General features: G+C 47.7%; 17 protein-coding genes and 1 pseudogene. 5 read left to right on the forward strand and 13 right to left on the reverse strand.

Going from position 1 to position 14,930, the window contains the following annotated elements; translation table 11 throughout:
* Nucleotides 1–25 precede the first annotated feature (25 nt).
* The 5 genes and pseudogenes from H4O27_RS07925 to rnc all read right to left on the reverse strand — a co-directional run bounded on the left by H4O27_RS07925 (nucleotide 26) and on the right by rnc (nucleotide 6,860).
* Nucleotides 26–2,630: pseudogene (locus H4O27_RS07925) on the reverse strand (restriction endonuclease).
* A gap of 25 nt (nucleotides 2,631–2,655) precedes the next feature.
* The gene (locus H4O27_RS07930) at nucleotides 2,656–4,281 is read right to left on the reverse strand and encodes a site-specific DNA-methyltransferase (RefSeq protein ID WP_206224771.1); all 1,626 of its coding nucleotides are present in this window, start codon (nucleotides 4,279–4,281) and stop codon (nucleotides 2,656–2,658) included.
* A gap of 361 nt (nucleotides 4,282–4,642) precedes the next feature.
* The gene (gene era, locus H4O27_RS07935; RefSeq protein ID WP_165010808.1) at nucleotides 4,643–5,572 is read right to left on the reverse strand and encodes a GTPase Era; all 930 of its coding nucleotides are present in this window, start codon (nucleotides 5,570–5,572) and stop codon (nucleotides 4,643–4,645) included.
* A 112-nt stretch (nucleotides 5,573–5,684) separates the two neighbouring features.
* Nucleotides 5,685–6,131: a DUF2489 domain-containing protein gene (locus tag H4O27_RS07940; RefSeq protein ID WP_165010806.1), complete on the reverse strand. Its 447-nt coding sequence runs from the start codon at nucleotides 6,129–6,131 to the stop codon at nucleotides 5,685–5,687.
* A gap of 12 nt (nucleotides 6,132–6,143) precedes the next feature.
* Entirely contained in the window at nucleotides 6,144–6,860 is a 717-nt protein-coding gene (gene rnc / locus H4O27_RS07945; RefSeq protein ID WP_165010804.1) for a ribonuclease III, read from the reverse strand.
* 187 nt (nucleotides 6,861–7,047) lie between these two features.
* Between rnc and H4O27_RS07950 the strand changes: the two genes are divergently transcribed.
* From H4O27_RS07950 to nusB, 3 genes are all read left to right on the forward strand, one after another.
* Nucleotides 7,048–7,371 (forward strand): DUF2185 domain-containing protein, encoded by a 324-nt coding sequence (locus tag H4O27_RS07950; protein WP_165010802.1) that lies wholly within the window; start codon nucleotides 7,048–7,050, stop codon nucleotides 7,369–7,371.
* Nucleotides 7,372–7,426: 55 nt separating this feature from the next.
* The gene (gene ribH / locus H4O27_RS07955; RefSeq protein ID WP_165010800.1) at nucleotides 7,427–7,912 is read left to right on the forward strand and encodes a 6,7-dimethyl-8-ribityllumazine synthase; all 486 of its coding nucleotides are present in this window, start codon (nucleotides 7,427–7,429) and stop codon (nucleotides 7,910–7,912) included.
* A gap of 67 nt (nucleotides 7,913–7,979) precedes the next feature.
* A complete protein-coding gene (gene nusB, locus H4O27_RS07960) occupies nucleotides 7,980–8,405 on the forward strand; it encodes a transcription antitermination factor NusB (RefSeq protein ID WP_165010798.1) in 426 nt (141 codons plus the stop codon).
* A gap of 62 nt (nucleotides 8,406–8,467) precedes the next feature.
* On the opposite strand, the gene pyrC is transcribed toward nusB, so the two are convergent.
* The 3 genes from pyrC to H4O27_RS07975 all read right to left on the reverse strand — a co-directional run bounded on the left by pyrC (nucleotide 8,468) and on the right by H4O27_RS07975 (nucleotide 10,462).
* Complete coding sequence (pyrC, locus tag H4O27_RS07965) at nucleotides 8,468–9,502, reverse strand: dihydroorotase (protein ID WP_165010796.1); 1,035 nt, start codon at nucleotides 9,500–9,502, stop codon at nucleotides 8,468–8,470.
* 197 nt (nucleotides 9,503–9,699) lie between these two features.
* Complete coding sequence (locus tag H4O27_RS07970) at nucleotides 9,700–10,059, reverse strand: NMCC_0638 family (lipo)protein (RefSeq protein WP_443094010.1); 360 nt, start codon at nucleotides 10,057–10,059, stop codon at nucleotides 9,700–9,702.
* Nucleotides 10,060–10,237: 178 nt separating this feature from the next.
* Nucleotides 10,238–10,462 carry a sulfurtransferase TusA family protein gene (locus H4O27_RS07975; protein ID WP_165010812.1) on the reverse strand — a complete coding sequence of 75 codons (225 nt, stop codon included), beginning with the start codon at nucleotides 10,460–10,462 and terminating at the stop codon, nucleotides 10,238–10,240.
* A 106-nt stretch (nucleotides 10,463–10,568) separates the two neighbouring features.
* On the opposite strand from H4O27_RS07975, the gene H4O27_RS07980 reads away from it, so the two are divergent.
* Entirely contained in the window at nucleotides 10,569–11,180 is a 612-nt protein-coding gene (locus tag H4O27_RS07980; RefSeq protein WP_165010792.1) for a CNP1-like family protein, read from the forward strand.
* A 105-nt stretch (nucleotides 11,181–11,285) separates the two neighbouring features.
* A complete protein-coding gene (cueR, locus tag H4O27_RS07985; RefSeq protein WP_165010790.1) occupies nucleotides 11,286–11,705 on the forward strand; it encodes a Cu(I)-responsive transcriptional regulator in 420 nt (139 codons plus the stop codon).
* Nucleotides 11,706–11,803: 98 nt separating this feature from the next.
* Here the strand turns inward: cueR and H4O27_RS07990 are convergent, their stop codons facing one another.
* From H4O27_RS07990 to H4O27_RS08010, 5 genes are all read right to left on the reverse strand, one after another.
* Nucleotides 11,804–12,910 carry a porin gene (locus tag H4O27_RS07990; protein ID WP_165010787.1) on the reverse strand — a complete coding sequence of 369 codons (1,107 nt, stop codon included), beginning with the start codon at nucleotides 12,908–12,910 and terminating at the stop codon, nucleotides 11,804–11,806.
* 97 nt (nucleotides 12,911–13,007) lie between these two features.
* Entirely contained in the window at nucleotides 13,008–13,316 is a 309-nt protein-coding gene (locus H4O27_RS07995; RefSeq protein ID WP_165010785.1) for a hypothetical protein, read from the reverse strand.
* Between the two features lie 14 nt (nucleotides 13,317–13,330).
* Nucleotides 13,331–13,714: a phage holin family protein gene (locus tag H4O27_RS08000; RefSeq protein WP_165010783.1), complete on the reverse strand. Its 384-nt coding sequence runs from the start codon at nucleotides 13,712–13,714 to the stop codon at nucleotides 13,331–13,333.
* A 95-nt stretch (nucleotides 13,715–13,809) separates the two neighbouring features.
* The gene (locus tag H4O27_RS08005) at nucleotides 13,810–14,244 is read right to left on the reverse strand and encodes an ElaB/YgaM/YqjD family protein (RefSeq protein WP_165010781.1); all 435 of its coding nucleotides are present in this window, start codon (nucleotides 14,242–14,244) and stop codon (nucleotides 13,810–13,812) included.
* A 255-nt stretch (nucleotides 14,245–14,499) separates the two neighbouring features.
* A complete protein-coding gene (locus H4O27_RS08010) occupies nucleotides 14,500–14,787 on the reverse strand; it encodes a hypothetical protein (RefSeq protein WP_165010779.1) in 288 nt (95 codons plus the stop codon).
* Nucleotides 14,788–14,930 lie beyond the last annotated feature (143 nt).

Genomic DNA, 14,930 nt, shown 5'->3' on the forward strand with positions numbered 1-14,930 from the left:
TCGTTTTCAGACGGCATTTTATTAGTTACGCCAATTCTTCCAGCTTTTGCACCACCCGATAATGTACGCCATCAAACACCATAAAGTGCTTTGCCGCACAGGCGATTTTCTGCCGTTCCGGAGCCCCCAATTTATCAAAATCTACGCCCTCTTGTATGCCTTTTCCGGTATTTTTGGTTTCAGCGACAAAATACACTTTCTCCTGATTTTCCAGCACCAGCGCCCAATCGGGATTATATGCGCCGATTGGCGTCGGAATCTTAAACCAATGCGGCAGTTTGAAATACAAACGCACATTTTCATGACGCTCACAGGCGGCGGCAAATTCCTTTTCCGTAGCGGAATCAAGCGGAATGAAGTCGGACACAATCGTTTTTTGCTGTTTACCCTCCTCTTTCCCTACTTCAAACGTAAACGGATTCAAGAAAAACTCAATTCCCTCCTGCTCCAGCTTTTGCCAATCGGCCAAGCTTTGCATGTAGCCGATTTCTTCCAGCTTGAAATACTCAATGCCTTCTATCATCAAACCATTTAACGCCAACAAGATTTTTTCCGCTGCCAAATCAATAAACCGTTGCGGATTATTGCCGATTTCACCGATACGTCCCGACTCCCGTATAATTTCAAACAAAGTCGCCCGTGTCAGACGGGTTTTCTTTTCCAATTCATACAATACATCCGGCACGGCCCAATCCATATCGGTCTGCACGTTATGACCGTTTGTCTGTTCACCCCAGATACCGTCGGTTTGCGATTGGTGAATCATCGCTTTCTGTACGCTAATTTGCGGTTTCCGCACCGTCGGCATCGCAGCCAACAGCTTTGAAGCCGTCTGAATCAAGGCCGCGCGGTCAAACTGTACCCGATAGCGGGTACGCTGCTGTAATTTCTGCCAGATTTCCGCAAATACTGGATCAAGCGTGAAGCCCTTACGGTAGGTTTGCCGCCTTTTATCCTCTGCCTTTTTCAACCCGCCGTTGCTGAATTTAATGCCGCATTCGTCTTCATATTCTTTCTGCAGATTGGCCGCAAAACTTTCATAACTTTCATTCGGTATGACCGTTAAAATATTCACACCTTCATCGCGCACACGCTCTCCCTTCTGATTAACCGCCAAACGCAAACCACGGCCGATTTCCTGGCGTTTCTTAATCGGCGAACGGGTTTCGTTAAGCGTGCAGATTTGGAACACATTCGGATTATCCCAGCCCTCTTTCAATTCGGAATGAGAGAAGATAAAACGCAACCGGTTATCGAAAGACAATAATTTCTCTTTGTCTTTCATAATCAGATTATAAGTATCTTCGTCAGCTTTCGTATTACCTTTAGTGTCTTTATCTTGCGAAAAATAACCGTCGTGCACCCCCCTCCGCAGACTCCCCCGTTTCACGCCGATAAATTTCCTCGAACCATTTTGCAAACTTACCGCCATGACGGTAATTTGCCACTTTATCTATAAAAAACAACGACAAAACTTTAATCCCATGTTTTTTCAGACGGCCTTCTTTTTTCAAATGCTCTTTGACCGTTTCGGCGATTTGATTTTTCATCACCTCATCACGCAACAAATCATCGTCTTCCCCTTGCGTAATAACCGTGCCATCGGACAGCGACAAAATGCCGTTTTCCGCATCCAAGCCGTTGACGATAAAACCATGCCGGTAGCTTTCATTACCATTTGATTTATCAAACAAATCATCATCCGCCGATACCGACACCGTTTTCTTTTTGGTTTCCTTCCTATCCTGATAATGGATTTCCACCTTCGCCGTCAGTTTTTTCTTGCCGCTGACAAATTCCTTAAGCACCACATAAGCGCCGTTCACATCATTTTTCGCCAACACCGGCATCACTTCAATCTGCTTTACCAGCTTTTGATTGTAAGCATCGATCGGATTCAGGCTGTAAACCTTATGATACGGCTGCTTATGAGTCGCCGAATAACGCAATGTAAACAATGGATTCAGCACATCAACCGCCTGCTTGGCCAAGTCCGTTTCCATATTTTGCGGCTCATCAATCAACACAATCGGACAAGTATCGCGGATAAATTTAATCGGGGCCTCACCACTTTCGTTTACCCGATTGATCACATTGTCTTCTTTTTTAAATGCATCGATATTCATCACCAGAATTTCAATGTGTTGGTTGCAGGCGAAATTGCGCAATACATTCAGACACACACTGTCGTAAACATTCGCATTGACCACCGGCTTATCGAATTCATTGGCAAAATGCTCTGCCGTAGCACGAATAGTCTGCAATACGCCCTCGCGAATCGCCACGCTCGGCACCACAATCACAAATTTACGCCAACCGTAGCGTTTGTTCAGCTCAAACACCGTACGCAGGTAAACATAGGTTTTACCCGTACCCGTTTCCATTTCCACTGAGAAATTCAACCCATATTGCCCCAATTCGGTTTCAGGCCGTCTGAAACGCTTTTGCACTGCCGCTAAATTCGCTGCAATTTCCGTATGCGGCAGCATCAAGCGGTTGGCCGCCACAGGATTCACACCGGCCGCATCCAATTCAAACACATCCGCATGGTTCGGTTCGCCTCGGAACAAATCCGCTACCGCCGATACTGCTTCCTGCTGATATTGCAATTTTTCAAATTTCAACTGCATCTTCAATCCCTTCTTTCAGACGGCCTCACAAAGTTTCAAACGCCACGCCGGCATCTTCGCATTGCAAAGCCGCATTGGTTTTCAATGCATCATCACCGTTGAACACGCGGTCGAGCGCAAAGATTTTTTGCGGGGATTGCGCCAAACATTGCAGCAGCAAGCCATCACTGAACGTTTCTAAAAACAAAGCCGTTTTACGTGTGCCGGCCACATTATCCAGCCATACCATGCCGTCTGAAAAAATCATCGGATCAGTGAGCCGGAAACCCAAACGCAAGGCCAGCTCATAAGCCATATGCCCGGCAGAAGCCTCTTCAGCCACCACGTTTTGGAACATTTCCAGTTGAGCCGTCAACCCTGCTTCGTCCAGCTTAAGGGGGTTACGCCATTGTTTAAAATGGCTTTCCGCCAGTTTGAATACCTTAAACCCCGTATCTACTGTTTGCCCGTCTTTCAGACTGCCTGAAATCTGCGCCCCAGCACGGCGGATGCGTTCTTTGGCGATTTCGGCGATGTTGGCAAACCCTGCTTTGCGTGCTTCAGATTTTTCATCGGTTTCTTCGGGCAATTGCACGCAGATATAGCGGCGGTTACCGCCGTCTTCGGCATTCAGTTGCATCACAGCGTGAGCGGTTGTGCCGCTGCCTGAAAAAAAGTCTAAAACAATACTGTCTAAATCTGTACTTAGTTTCAAAATTCTATCCAATAAACGAACTGGTTTAGGTGTCTCAAAAGGAGGAGTTTCAAACAAATCACGAATATTTTTTGCAGCCTCTTGATTATCACCAACATCTTCTCTAAACCAAATGGTAGAAGGCGTTATACCTTGTTTAACTTCATGTAAAAACTTCTTAATCGCTGGAACATTATTACCGTTACTACCAAACCAAACACGATTATCCGCTAATAATTTTTCAAAATTTTCTCTTGATGTTCTCCAGCTTCTACTAGGCGGCGGATTAACAATCCTTCCCGATGGAGTAGTAATGGGGAAATCATAATTTGCAGAATAAGTTTTTACCGAAAAATCACTGGCCTTCCAATTTCCCCGAGGATCATTATCAGGATTAGAATATCTGGCATTTTGTTCTTTGGTACGTTCTAATAAATTTGGTCTCCAATTATCCTTATTTTTTGCAAAGCATAAAATATAATCGTGCATTGTAGAGAACCATTTAGCATCATTTTGCGGGCTATACTTTTTCTGCCAAATAACATCGGCCACAAAATTCTCCGCCCCAAACACCTCATCGCACAACAGCTTCAACTGCGCCTGTTCATTATCATCAATCGAGATAAAAATCACACCGTCTTCACGCAACAGGGTTTTGGCCAAATGCAGGCGCGGCAGCATCATGTTGAGCCAGTTGCTGTGATAATGGCCGTTTTCTTTGCTGTTTTTACGGAACGCGCCTTGAAACACGCCGTCGCGTTTGAGATAGCCCGCTTCGTCTTTGTCGCCAACCCGTTTGGCGTATTCTTCGCGGGTTTCGGAAAATTTGTCGGGGTAAATAAACGAATCGCTGCCGGTGTTGTACGGCGGGTCGATGTAAATCATCTTCACACTGCCGGCATAGGCTTTTTGCAGGATTTTTAAGGCTTCCATATTTTCCGCTTCGATAAACACGTTTTGTGTGTCGTCGAAATCCATGCTTTCGCTTTGGGCACGGAATCAGGGTATTGAATGTGGGCGATTGCAGCGCACGGTAGGCGGCGGTTTTACCCGCCCAATTGAGTTGGTAGCGTTCGCTTCCGGCACAAAGATTGTCTTCGCCGAAAATCAGTTTGAGCTTTTGCCAGTCGATTTGGTTTTCGCAAAATACTTCGGGGAAAAGGGATTTGAATTGTTGGAGGCGGTCGGATAAAAAGCTGTCGGAATCATGGTTCGGCAGCGTTACCCCCCCCCCCGAATTTTTTTATTAACTTATTGATTATTCATAATTATTTTTCCTTTTTTACTTTCCAAAGGCCGTCTGAAAATCATACTGAAATTTTCAGACGGCCTATCAATCCTACAAACCCAATTCCCGCAAGAAGCGGATATCGTCCGCCCAGCCTGATTTCACTTTCACCCACACCTTTAAGAATACTTTGGTATCAAACAGTTTTTCCATGTCCAAACGGGCTTCGGTCGAAATTTTCTTGAGTCGCTCGCCGCCTTTGCCGATGAGAATGGCTTTTTGACTGTCTTTATCCACTAAAACGGCGATGTAGATACGGAAAAGGCCGCTTTCTTCTTCCTCGAATTGCTCCACTTCCACATTCATGGCGTAAGGCAATTCTTCGCCCAAATAGCGGAACAATTTTTCGCGCACGATTTCCATGGCCAAGAAGCGGCCGGATTTGTCGGTAACCATGTCTTCCGGATACATGGGCACGCTTTCGGGCAGGTAGGGTTTGAGCTGCTCTAACAAATTGGCAATGCGCAAACCGTGCTTCGCGCTGACGGCTTCGTACCCGGCAAATTCAAATTCGGCTTTCACTTCGTTGACAAAGGCTTCCAGCGCATATTTATCTTTGGCCTTGTCTTTATCGATTTTATTCACTACCAGCAACACAGGCGTGTGTTTCGGCAGTTGTTTCAACACCACGCGGTCGGCATCGGTAAAGCGCATGGCTTCCACCGCAAAAACCACCGCATCGACACCGCTCAAGGCCTCGGTTACGTTTTGGTTCAAACGGTCATTTAAGGCATTGCGGTGATTGACTTGGAAACCGGGGGTATCAACGAACACAAATTGCGCGGTGTCGTCGGTGTAGATGCCGGTTACGCGGTTGCGTGTGGTTTGGGCTTTTTTACTGGTAATGCTGATTTTTTGACCGATTAAGTGGTTCATCAACGTGGATTTACCCACATTCGGGCGGCCGACAATGGCCACGAAGCCGCAGCGGTAGCCTTCGCTGCGCTGGGATTCGTTGTTTAAGAAGGTTTCGATGTCCATGTTTTCTTTCGATTTTTTTGTTTTCAGACGGCCTATCATGAAAACAGGCCGTCTGAAAATATTGGTTGGTTTTGAAATAAAGGCCGTCTGAAAACAAAACAGCTTTAAATCATTAATTTACCTGCTGTGGCAACCACGCTTGCACAGCTTGGCGCATATTTACGGCTTCGGCGACAATTTCAGCCTCCAACTCGGCTTCGCTGCTTTCGCGGATTAGGTCCAACTTCATGCGCTCGTTGCGCTTGAGTTGTCGGCGTTCGGCCAAAATCGGCATATCGGCCACCACATCATGCAGCTTGTTCATGGCCGGATATTTACCGAAATCAAATCCGGCAGATTCGATTAAGGGCTTCAGCCGCAACACGCCTTCGGATAAATTGCACTGTCCTTGCGCCATCGCCATGGCAATCAAATCTATGCTTTGTGCGAGTTTGCGGCGGCGATCGTCTCGGGCTTGTCCGGCCCGTTGCTTTTGGCGGTACACTTTCAGCCACAAATAAGCGGTATATGCAGCCATGGCTACAATCACCAATATGCCCGTCATCATCAGAAATTTCATACGGCTCCGCCCTTATTTTTTACGCTTCATCGGGAATTTTTGTTCCAGCCATTTCAAGGCATCGGCGGCAGCTTCCTGTTCGGCGGCCTTACGGCTGGCACCTTGGGCTTTGCAGATGAAACCGAGTTCGCCTAAATCGCAGGAAATCACAAATTGGCTGTCGTTGGCCGTGCCGATTTGCTCTTCGATGCGGTATTTCGGCAAGGCTAAGCGGCGGGCTTGCAGGGCTTCTTGCAGCGTGGTTTTGTTGTCTTTGCCCTGATTTTTGAAATCGACCGATTTCACGCGGCTGGCAAACAAATGGCACACAACTTTTTCCGCCGTGGCAAAATCGGCATCAAAGCTTACGGCGGCGAACATGGCTTCCATGGCATCGGCCAAGATGGAAGGCCGTCTGAAACCGCCGCTTTTGAGCTCGCCTATGCCCAAGTACAAGCCGTCACCGACATTCATTTCCAAGGCGATTTCGGCCAACACGCCTTCGTTCACCAAGTTGGCACGCAAGCGCGACAACTCTCCTTCAGTCAATTTCGGGAAGGCATCAAACAACATTTTGGCGATGGTGTAATTCAAAATCGCATCGCCGACAAACTCCAACCGCTCATTGTGTTTCGCGCTGAAACTGCGGTGGGTCAAGGCTTGCTGCAATAATTCGATACGGCTGAACGCATAACCCAGATGCTGCTGGATTCTTTGGTGCGCCTGCTGCTTCAATACATCGGATTTCATCGGTTTCCTTTATGCGCAGCCCGAACGGGTTTCCATACTCTGCTAAAAATATGCAAACACTTTAAGGCTGATTGGTTTTCAAACCGCCTATTGTAACATTAATCCCCGCATTTCATGGGCGATAGCAAGTGCGAAAAACAGCCGAATCGTGTAAAATCCCCTCCATATCATTGAGAAGCCGAGCCTTATGAATATTTTTGCCCAAGCCCTGCAAACCGCGCTCGAGCGCTGCATCGCCACCAAAACCGTGACCGAAGAAGGTCGAGCCGTGGGCTTTTTATACCGTGAACAACCGGTTTTTGAAAACGACAGCGGCTGGCGTTTCTTCACCGGCGAGGAAAGCGACGAATACGCCGACAATCCGGATAATTTCACCGTGTGCAGCATGTCGGACATCACCAAAAACAACCCCGACATCGCTCCCCTGCTCGCCCGGCCGCAAGGCAGCGCATGGGAATTGAACGAAGACGGCGAATTTCAAGCCGTTGCCGATTGGCAGCCCAAAGACTAATTGTTCAGACGGCCTCACCATCATGCCGTCTGAAACCACTTTTAAAGGATTAAACATGAACATCATCGAACCCGTTTTAGACGGCAAACAACTGCGCATCGGTATCGTGCAAGCGCGTTTCACCAACGAAATCGGCGGCGAAATGCTGAAAGTCTGCTGCCGCACGCTGCAAGAATTGGGCGTGGCCGACGACAACATCACTATCGCCACCGTACCCGGTGCGCTGGAAGTACCGGTTGCCTTGATGAACCTTGCTTCATCCGAGCAATTCGATGCTCTGATTGCCATCGGTGTGGTAATTCGCGGCGAAACCTACCATTTTGAATTGGTGTCGAACGAATCCGGTTCCGGCGTGACCCGCGTCGGCTTGGATTACAACATCCCGATTGCCAACGCCATCCTCACCACGGAAAACGACGAACAAGCCGTTGCCCGCATTGAAGAAAAAGCCTCCGATGCCGCCAAAGTCGCCGTGGAAATGGCCAACTTGGTGAACCGTTTGCTCGAAAACCAATTCGACGCAGAAGAAGACGAAGAATAATCTGACGCTTTGTTTCAGACGGCCTGTCACGGATAAGGCCGTCTGAAACCTTTTATAAGGACCTCCCATGAAAACACCACGCCGCCGCGCCCGCGAGCTTGCGGTACAAGCGCTGTACCAATCCAACATCAACAACACCGCCGCCCCGGAAGTGGCCAAAAACATTCAAGACCTGCCCGAGTTTGAAAAAGCAGACCAAGAATTGTTTACCAAATTATTCTTCGGCACCAAAACCAACGCCGCCGGATACATGGAACTCATCCGCCCGCTGCTCGACCGCGACGAGAAGGACTTAAGCCCGATCGAACGCGCCGTATTGCTGATGGCCTGCCACGAATTATCCGCCATGCCGGAAACACCGTATCCGGTCATCATCAACGAAGCGATTGAAGTGACCAAAACCTTCGGCGGCACCGACGGCCACAAATTCGTCAACGGCATCCTCGACCGCTTGGCCGCGCAATTGCGTCCGGATGACCCGAAACGCGGTTGATTGTTTGGTAGAAAAAAATGCCGTCTGAAAATTTTCAGACGGCATTTTTGTTTACATATCTATTAATATTGCACCGACCAAGCCACGGTTTGGCCTGCCCGCATCGGCACCAATGCTTCATCACCGTAAGGCACATTTGCAGGAACAGTCTGCGCTTGTTTTACCAAGGTAATGGTACGGTTGTTTTCCGGCAAACCGTAAAAACGTGCGCCGTTTTTAGATGCGAAGGCTTCGAGTTTGTCGAGTGCGCCGGCGTTTTCAAATACCTCGGCGTAAAGCTCGATGGCGGTCATGGCACTGAACATACCGGCGCAACCGCAGGCATTTTCTTTGGCAGACTTGGCGTGTGGCGCAGAATCGGTGCCCAAGAAGAATTTATGTGCTTTATCGCCGGTAACGGCGGCTACCAAGGCTTGGCGGTGGGTTTCGCGTTTTAACACCGGCAGGCAGAAATGATGCGGATGCACGCCGCCGACCAGCAAATCGTTGCGGTTGAGCAGTAAATGTTGCGGGGTCACGCTGGCAGCCACGTTGTCACCTGCTTCCAGCACCAAGCGGGCGGCATCGGCTGTGGTGATGTGTTCAAACACTACTTTCAAATCGGGAACCTGCTGCAAAACCGGCTTCATCACACGTTCGATAAAAGCGGCTTCACGGTCAAAAATATCGATTTCGGCATCGGTAACTTCGCCATGCACCAAGAAACGCATGTCTTGCGCCGCCATTTCCTGCAACACGGGAATCAGTTTGAACAAATCGGTCACGCCGGAATCGGAATTGGTGGTGGCGCCGGCCGGATACAGTTTGAAGGCCACAATGCCGGCGGCTTTGGCTTCGCGCACCAATTCGGGCGTGGATTTGTCGGTAAGATACAGCGTCATCAACGGCTCGAAGGTGCTGTCTTCAGGCAAGGCATCCAGAATGCGCTGTTTATACGCCAAAGCATCGGCCACGCTGACCACCGGCGGCTTCAGGTTGGGCATAATCACGGCTCGCCCCATTTGGCGGGCGGTGTAAGGGGCAACGGCTTTGAGCGCATCACCGTCACGCAGGTGCAAATGCATGTCGTCCGGCTGGATAATGGTCAAGGTTTGCATGGTGGTTTCCTTTTGTTTTTACAGTTTCAGACGGCCTTTTGTTCAGGCCGTCTGAAAATCGATTTGTTTGGTTCGATACAGGTTTGGAATGATAAATCTGACGGGTAAAATATAGTAAATCCACTTTAAAATAGTACGGCGTTGGTTCGCCTAGCCGTATTATCTATACTGTCTTCGGCCCGCCGCCTTGTCCTATTTTAAAGTGAATCCACTATATAACGCAGCTTGCGCGGGCAATTGCTCCGGATGACGAAGTATCGGCCTTCAACGCCCGTTCCGGGGCTGCCTGATTCACGCCACGCATAAGAAAACTGACGGAAGGGAAACGGCGATTGGGTGGATTTTCCGGAACGCAATTCATGGCTTAAGCCTTGCGGCGCTTGCCCGGCCAATTGCATGAATTGTTGGCGAACCATGTTTTCACCGACTTTTTCGGTTTTGCTACTGTAGCTTTCCGGCGCAAGACTGAAATAATGGGCCGCTTGGTTTTTCTCAAGTTCCATCATGCCGAAAGGCAGTTTTTTACATCGTCTCCGGTCATGGCTTGCGCATTTTATGTGCCTGCCCGCGCTGTCACTTGGGCCGGTTCACCGCGCAGCGCCACATATGATTCGTTAAAAAGCCTTACGGCCTCTTGCGCCCGCTCTTCTTTTGCTTGGGAGACAATTCTTCGCCGCCGCAGGCGGCCAACATCAACAACGCTGCACACAACAAGGTTTCTACATTTCGGACGGCTTATTTATGTCTGATCACTAAGGTAAACACACCTTCGTTTTCAGTCGATTCCAATAAAACATGGCCGGTCTGGCGGCAGAAAGCTTCAAAATCGCCCGGGGCTCCCTGATCGGTGGCCAATACGGTTAACACTTCACCGGTTTGCATTTGCGCCAAGGCTTTTTTGGCGCGCAAAATCGGCATCGGGCATTTCAAGCCGGTTACGTCTAAGGTTTGTCTCATGATGGTTTGCGTTTAATCTGGTTAAATATTAGGTTAATTATACCTGACTTGCTTGCACCTGCGCTTTTGAAACCCTAAAATGCAGAATATTTTCATCACGGAGAGTGTTATGCGCCGCCTCAGTTTGCTGGTTATGGCTTTAGCCGCCGCTTCCGCTTTTGCCCTGCCCAAAAGCGATAAAGACAGCTTGGTCAACAGCCGTTATCAAGAAAGCGCCGAAGAAAAAGCCGCCCGGGAATTTAAAGAAGCCGAAACCGATTTGCCTGCCCTGCCGGATACTAAATCAGGTGGTTGGTTTGATATTTATGTCAGCGAAACCTACGCCAAGCAGCCGAAAATTTTATTGGACAGCCTACAAATCATGCCTTCGCCCGACACCAGCATCCGCTATATTTTGAACACACAATCTTCGCAAGGTTACGATAACCTGACCGCCGAAGGTATTTTCTGCGCCCGCTCCAGCTTCAATTATGGCGGTGACAAACGCTCTTCATATAAAGTGTTCGGCTATGGCGATCCGGTGAACAACCGCTGGATTAAACCACGCAATACCGAATGGAAGCCGATGGGCGGTACAATGAACCGCACTGATGAATTGCGCAGCGTGCTTTATAACGCATTCTGTGTCGATGGTGCGCCGGATACAGTAGAAGGTTTGATTGAACGCTTGCGACAGCGCGCCGGCCGCCACAAACCAAGTTTGGCCAATACCGATAAATAAAATCAAACAGGCCGTCTGAAAGATTTCTACTTTCAGACGGCCTGTTACTTTGAATTTTTTCAGACGGCCTCATATCGGGTTTAAACTCTTGAAGGACTTATTCCCATGAACATCAGCGAAATCGCCAAACGCTCGGGCTTGAGCAGCAAAATGATTCGCGATTATGAAAAAATCGGTTTGATTCCCGCCGCCGGACGCAGCGAATCAGGCTACCGCCAATATCAGGAAAAAGATTTAGACACGCTGATGTTTATCAAACACGCGCGTGATGTCGATTTTTCATTGGCGCAAATCAAGACTTTATTGCAGCTCAAACACAATCCTCAACGCACCAGCGCGCAAGTGAAGCAATTGGTGGCGGAGCACATCGCTACTCTGCAAAAAAAAATCAGCCGCCTGCAAAGCATGACCGCCACACTGCAATCTTGGCACGACTGCTGCCAAGGCAACGACGATCCCGAATGCGCGATTATTGAGCAGCTTTCGGAAAATACGGTTACGGTTAAGACAACTTGTCATGAATGATTCAGACGGCCTGAAAAGAGATATTTTTTAAACCAGCCAATAAAAATACAAAAAAAACCTGCCTAAATTACTCAGGCAGGTTTTTTTCATACGCAATATTAGAAGCGGTGGTGCAGGCCCAAAGAAGCGGCTACTTGTTCCACTTTACCTTTATCGGTTGCGGTCAGGCGTGTTTTGCCGCCTACGCGCAGGTAACCGACTTGGCCACGTGCAGAGGTACGTTTGCTGAATCGGTAATCGCCGCCGGCAATCACTTGGTCGAATTTATCCACCAATTTTTCACCGCTGTCCACGCCTTTGGCCGGCCAGCCGTGTGCGTAGGTAATGCGCGGACGCCAGTTGCCGAAGTTGTAACCCGCGGTTACGGCAGCATCAATAACTTTTACGGCTTCTTCTTTTCCTGCATCTTTGGTAATGCCGCTGCCGTTGTATGTGTTGAAACCATCGGTGAAGTTAGCCAGATAAGTGTTGGCACTTTCGTTGGCTTTAGCATATTGCGCACCTAAGCCCAAGAATACGTTATTGGCATCGTAAGCGGTTTCCAAGCGGACGATGTGGCCGTCTTCGGTGCCGACACGGTTTTTACGCAGGTTATAGGCCAGTTTGGTGAAGAATTCAGGATTGCTGTAGCTTACGCCTGCTGTGTATTGATCTCGACCCGGTTCGGCATGGGTGTATTTGTCTGCCGGATTTTGGTTATCACGTGGTGCATATTGTGCGTTGAACTGAAAACCTAACAACGATGGACTATCGTAACGAACCGATACATTACGCGAGCCGGTACGGGTAAACACGCCCAAACCTGTAGCGGTGTTGCTCCACATCCATGTATCAATGGTGTCCATTTCGTTAAGCATGTTGTTCAAATTACCGGCGCGTAATTTACCAAAACTGCCTTCCAAGCCGATAAACGAATCGCGGCTGCCCCATTTTTGGCTGTTGCTTTGACCTAAAATTGATGCACGTTGCTCCAACTGCCAAATTGCAGTCAAATTATCGCTTAATTTTTCTTTGCCCTTAAAGCCGATGCGTGAAGTATTGTCGTTGATACGGGTTGAGGTTGCACTTTTTTCAGTACCGGCATCGCCTTTAATTTTGACTTGACTGGTGCTGACGCTGCTTTTGATTTGGCCGTATAAGGTCACATCGGCATAAACGCCGCATGAGAATGCAGCGCAAGTGAGTGCGAGGATGGTTTTTTGCATGGTGAAAATCTCCCTTTTCAAAATATGGTTAAACCAGCCCCGATATCTTAATGATTTTTTACTTTAAAGACAATGTTTTTTAAAACGATAGGCGTTTTTATTTATTTTGGCTTTGCTTTAAATGGTTCTGCCACGCCTGTAAAGCAAACAAGGCAAAGATGACGCCATAGCGATAAGGCTTCGGCAGGGGTAAATGTGATGTTTTCGACAACAAGCTGGTGGATGATGCGGCAACGCTGCTGCCGAAATCAGCCAATCGGTACAGCATAGCTTCGTTTTCAGCCGATTTCTGCGCGCGGATTTCTTTTAGCTTGCGTTGTTTCAAATAAGAAGCGGCCACTTTTAAGCGCGCGAGTTTAATTTCCAATTCCAGCAGTTCGCGGGTTTCTTTTTGTTGTTGGTTCATTGGAATTCTCCTTTTTATTCTTCGTTGATTTGGCCGCGCAGGTAGGCAATATCAGCTTGAATGTCTTTTAGTGTATTGCCGATGCGGTTGTTTTGGCCTTTCCAGCTACCGATAATGCGGACACAGGCGATGACGATAATCAACAGGCTCAAGCCGGTGATGCCGAAAAATGTCCAAATCGCTTGCTGATCGGCCAATATGCGGTTTAAACCGAATAACAAACTAATCAACGCCACCAACAGCAATATGGCCGAAATCACCAACCAAATCACACTGCGAACGGCATTGCCCGCTTGTGCGGCCAAATCCAGATTCAGCAATTGCAGGCGCAGCATCAATAAATCGATGCCTTGGTTGAATAGTAATTTAGTATGTTGGATATTCTCTTTGAGATCCATCTCTATTCCCTTTCTTTCTCAACTTTATTCTGCTTTCAAGCGTGTAAAATAGAAAGGCCGTCTGAAACCTTTTCAGACGGCCTATTCATTTGCGATTATCGGCGGTTCAGCAACACACCGACCACCAGACCGGCTAATGCGGCAAAGCCCATTGCGTAATAAGGTTTATCGCGTACAGCTTCATCAGCTTGTTGGGCATGGTGTTTCACACGTTCACCGGCTTCGGCTTCAAATTCTGCAAAACGTTTTTTGCCTTCTTTGAAACGATCGCTCGCTTCGGCCTCAAATTCAACATATTTGTCGCGTGCTTGTTTGGCATGGTGACGCAAACGCTCGGCAGCTTCGGCTTCAAATTTAGTCAGGCGATCTTTGGCAGCATCCAATTTTTCCTGCAATTTTGCTTTGGCCTCTTTAGCTTCTTCAGTCGTTGCCTCTGCGCCTGCATTGTACAAATCTTCTACATCATTCATTACTTCACGAATATCTTTCAACAGAGCTTCTTTTCGAGTTTCATAATCATGTTTTTTCATTGTTACGCTCCTTTGCGTGTTCGTTTGATGTGCTTCCAGTATAGTAATGATTACATGGCCTTACAAGATAATTTCCATAAAGATAATTTGAATTATTGTAAAGATTGTTAGATTATGAATGATTCAATTTTACCGTGCAAAGTTTTTAAAAATAATTTCATGAAAGTGGTAAAACTGGCTATTTTGTTGTGCACTTAAAAAATAGGTTTATTTGAAAAGGCCGTCTGAAATCCATATTTCAGACGGCCTTGAATATCACTGATTAAAGGGCAGCCAAACGCGCGCCAAAGCATACATCAATGCACCTCCCGCACCCAAGATAAAAAACACCACGCCTTTTTTACGCGCATTCGGACACAACCAATACACTGCCAAACTAAAACTTAGAAACAAAACTGACACGCGCCATACCAGCGCTTTATCTTTATAACGGTTCAACGTATAGGTTTCGGTCATCATCACATACAGTTGAAAGACTGCAGCAATGCACATAAACATGATGCTGGTCGGTAAGAAAATCAGCCCAAGTAATTCTTTATTCATAACTTCAATGCTGCCTGAAAAATCAATATTCAATTATAGAAGATTTCGCCGAGCCCTGCTTCATCGGTTTTGCCAACTTTAGCCGCCTGAAAAATAGGTATTGGTCTGACATAAACACTATTCATAGTGAATCCACTTTAAAA

The organism is Neisseria yangbaofengii, assembly GCF_014898075.1.
GTDB classification, from domain to species: Bacteria; Pseudomonadota; Gammaproteobacteria; order Burkholderiales; family Neisseriaceae; genus Neisseria; species Neisseria yangbaofengii.

What these genes read in the sequence shown, in the direction of transcription:
- H4O27_RS07930 (WP_206224771.1), bottom strand. Translation starts at nt 4,281, where the DNA reads ATGGATTTCGACGACACACAAAACGTGTTTATCGAAGCGGAAAATATG.
- era (WP_165010808.1), bottom strand. Translation starts at nt 5,572, where the DNA reads ATGGACATCGAAACCTTCTTAAACAACGAATCCCAGCGCAGCGAAGGC.
- H4O27_RS07940 (WP_165010806.1), bottom strand. Translation starts at nt 6,131, where the DNA reads ATGAAATTTCTGATGATGACGGGCATATTGGTGATTGTAGCCATGGCT.
- rnc (WP_165010804.1), bottom strand. Translation starts at nt 6,860, where the DNA reads ATGAAATCCGATGTATTGAAGCAGCAGGCGCACCAAAGAATCCAGCAG.
- H4O27_RS07950 (WP_165010802.1), top strand. Translation starts at nt 7,048, where the DNA reads ATGAATATTTTTGCCCAAGCCCTGCAAACCGCGCTCGAGCGCTGCATC.
- ribH (WP_165010800.1), top strand. Translation starts at nt 7,427, where the DNA reads ATGAACATCATCGAACCCGTTTTAGACGGCAAACAACTGCGCATCGGT.
- nusB (WP_165010798.1), top strand. Translation starts at nt 7,980, where the DNA reads ATGAAAACACCACGCCGCCGCGCCCGCGAGCTTGCGGTACAAGCGCTG.
- pyrC (WP_165010796.1), bottom strand. Translation starts at nt 9,502, where the DNA reads ATGCAAACCTTGACCATTATCCAGCCGGACGACATGCATTTGCACCTG.
- H4O27_RS07980 (WP_165010792.1), top strand. Translation starts at nt 10,569, where the DNA reads ATGCGCCGCCTCAGTTTGCTGGTTATGGCTTTAGCCGCCGCTTCCGCT.
- cueR (WP_165010790.1), top strand. Translation starts at nt 11,286, where the DNA reads ATGAACATCAGCGAAATCGCCAAACGCTCGGGCTTGAGCAGCAAAATG.
- H4O27_RS07990 (WP_165010787.1), bottom strand. Translation starts at nt 12,910, where the DNA reads ATGCAAAAAACCATCCTCGCACTCACTTGCGCTGCATTCTCATGCGGC.
- H4O27_RS07995 (WP_165010785.1), bottom strand. Translation starts at nt 13,316, where the DNA reads ATGAACCAACAACAAAAAGAAACCCGCGAACTGCTGGAATTGGAAATT.
- H4O27_RS08000 (WP_165010783.1), bottom strand. Translation starts at nt 13,714, where the DNA reads ATGGATCTCAAAGAGAATATCCAACATACTAAATTACTATTCAACCAA.
- H4O27_RS08005 (WP_165010781.1), bottom strand. Translation starts at nt 14,244, where the DNA reads ATGAAAAAACATGATTATGAAACTCGAAAAGAAGCTCTGTTGAAAGAT.
- H4O27_RS08010 (WP_165010779.1), bottom strand. Translation starts at nt 14,787, where the DNA reads ATGAATAAAGAATTACTTGGGCTGATTTTCTTACCGACCAGCATCATG.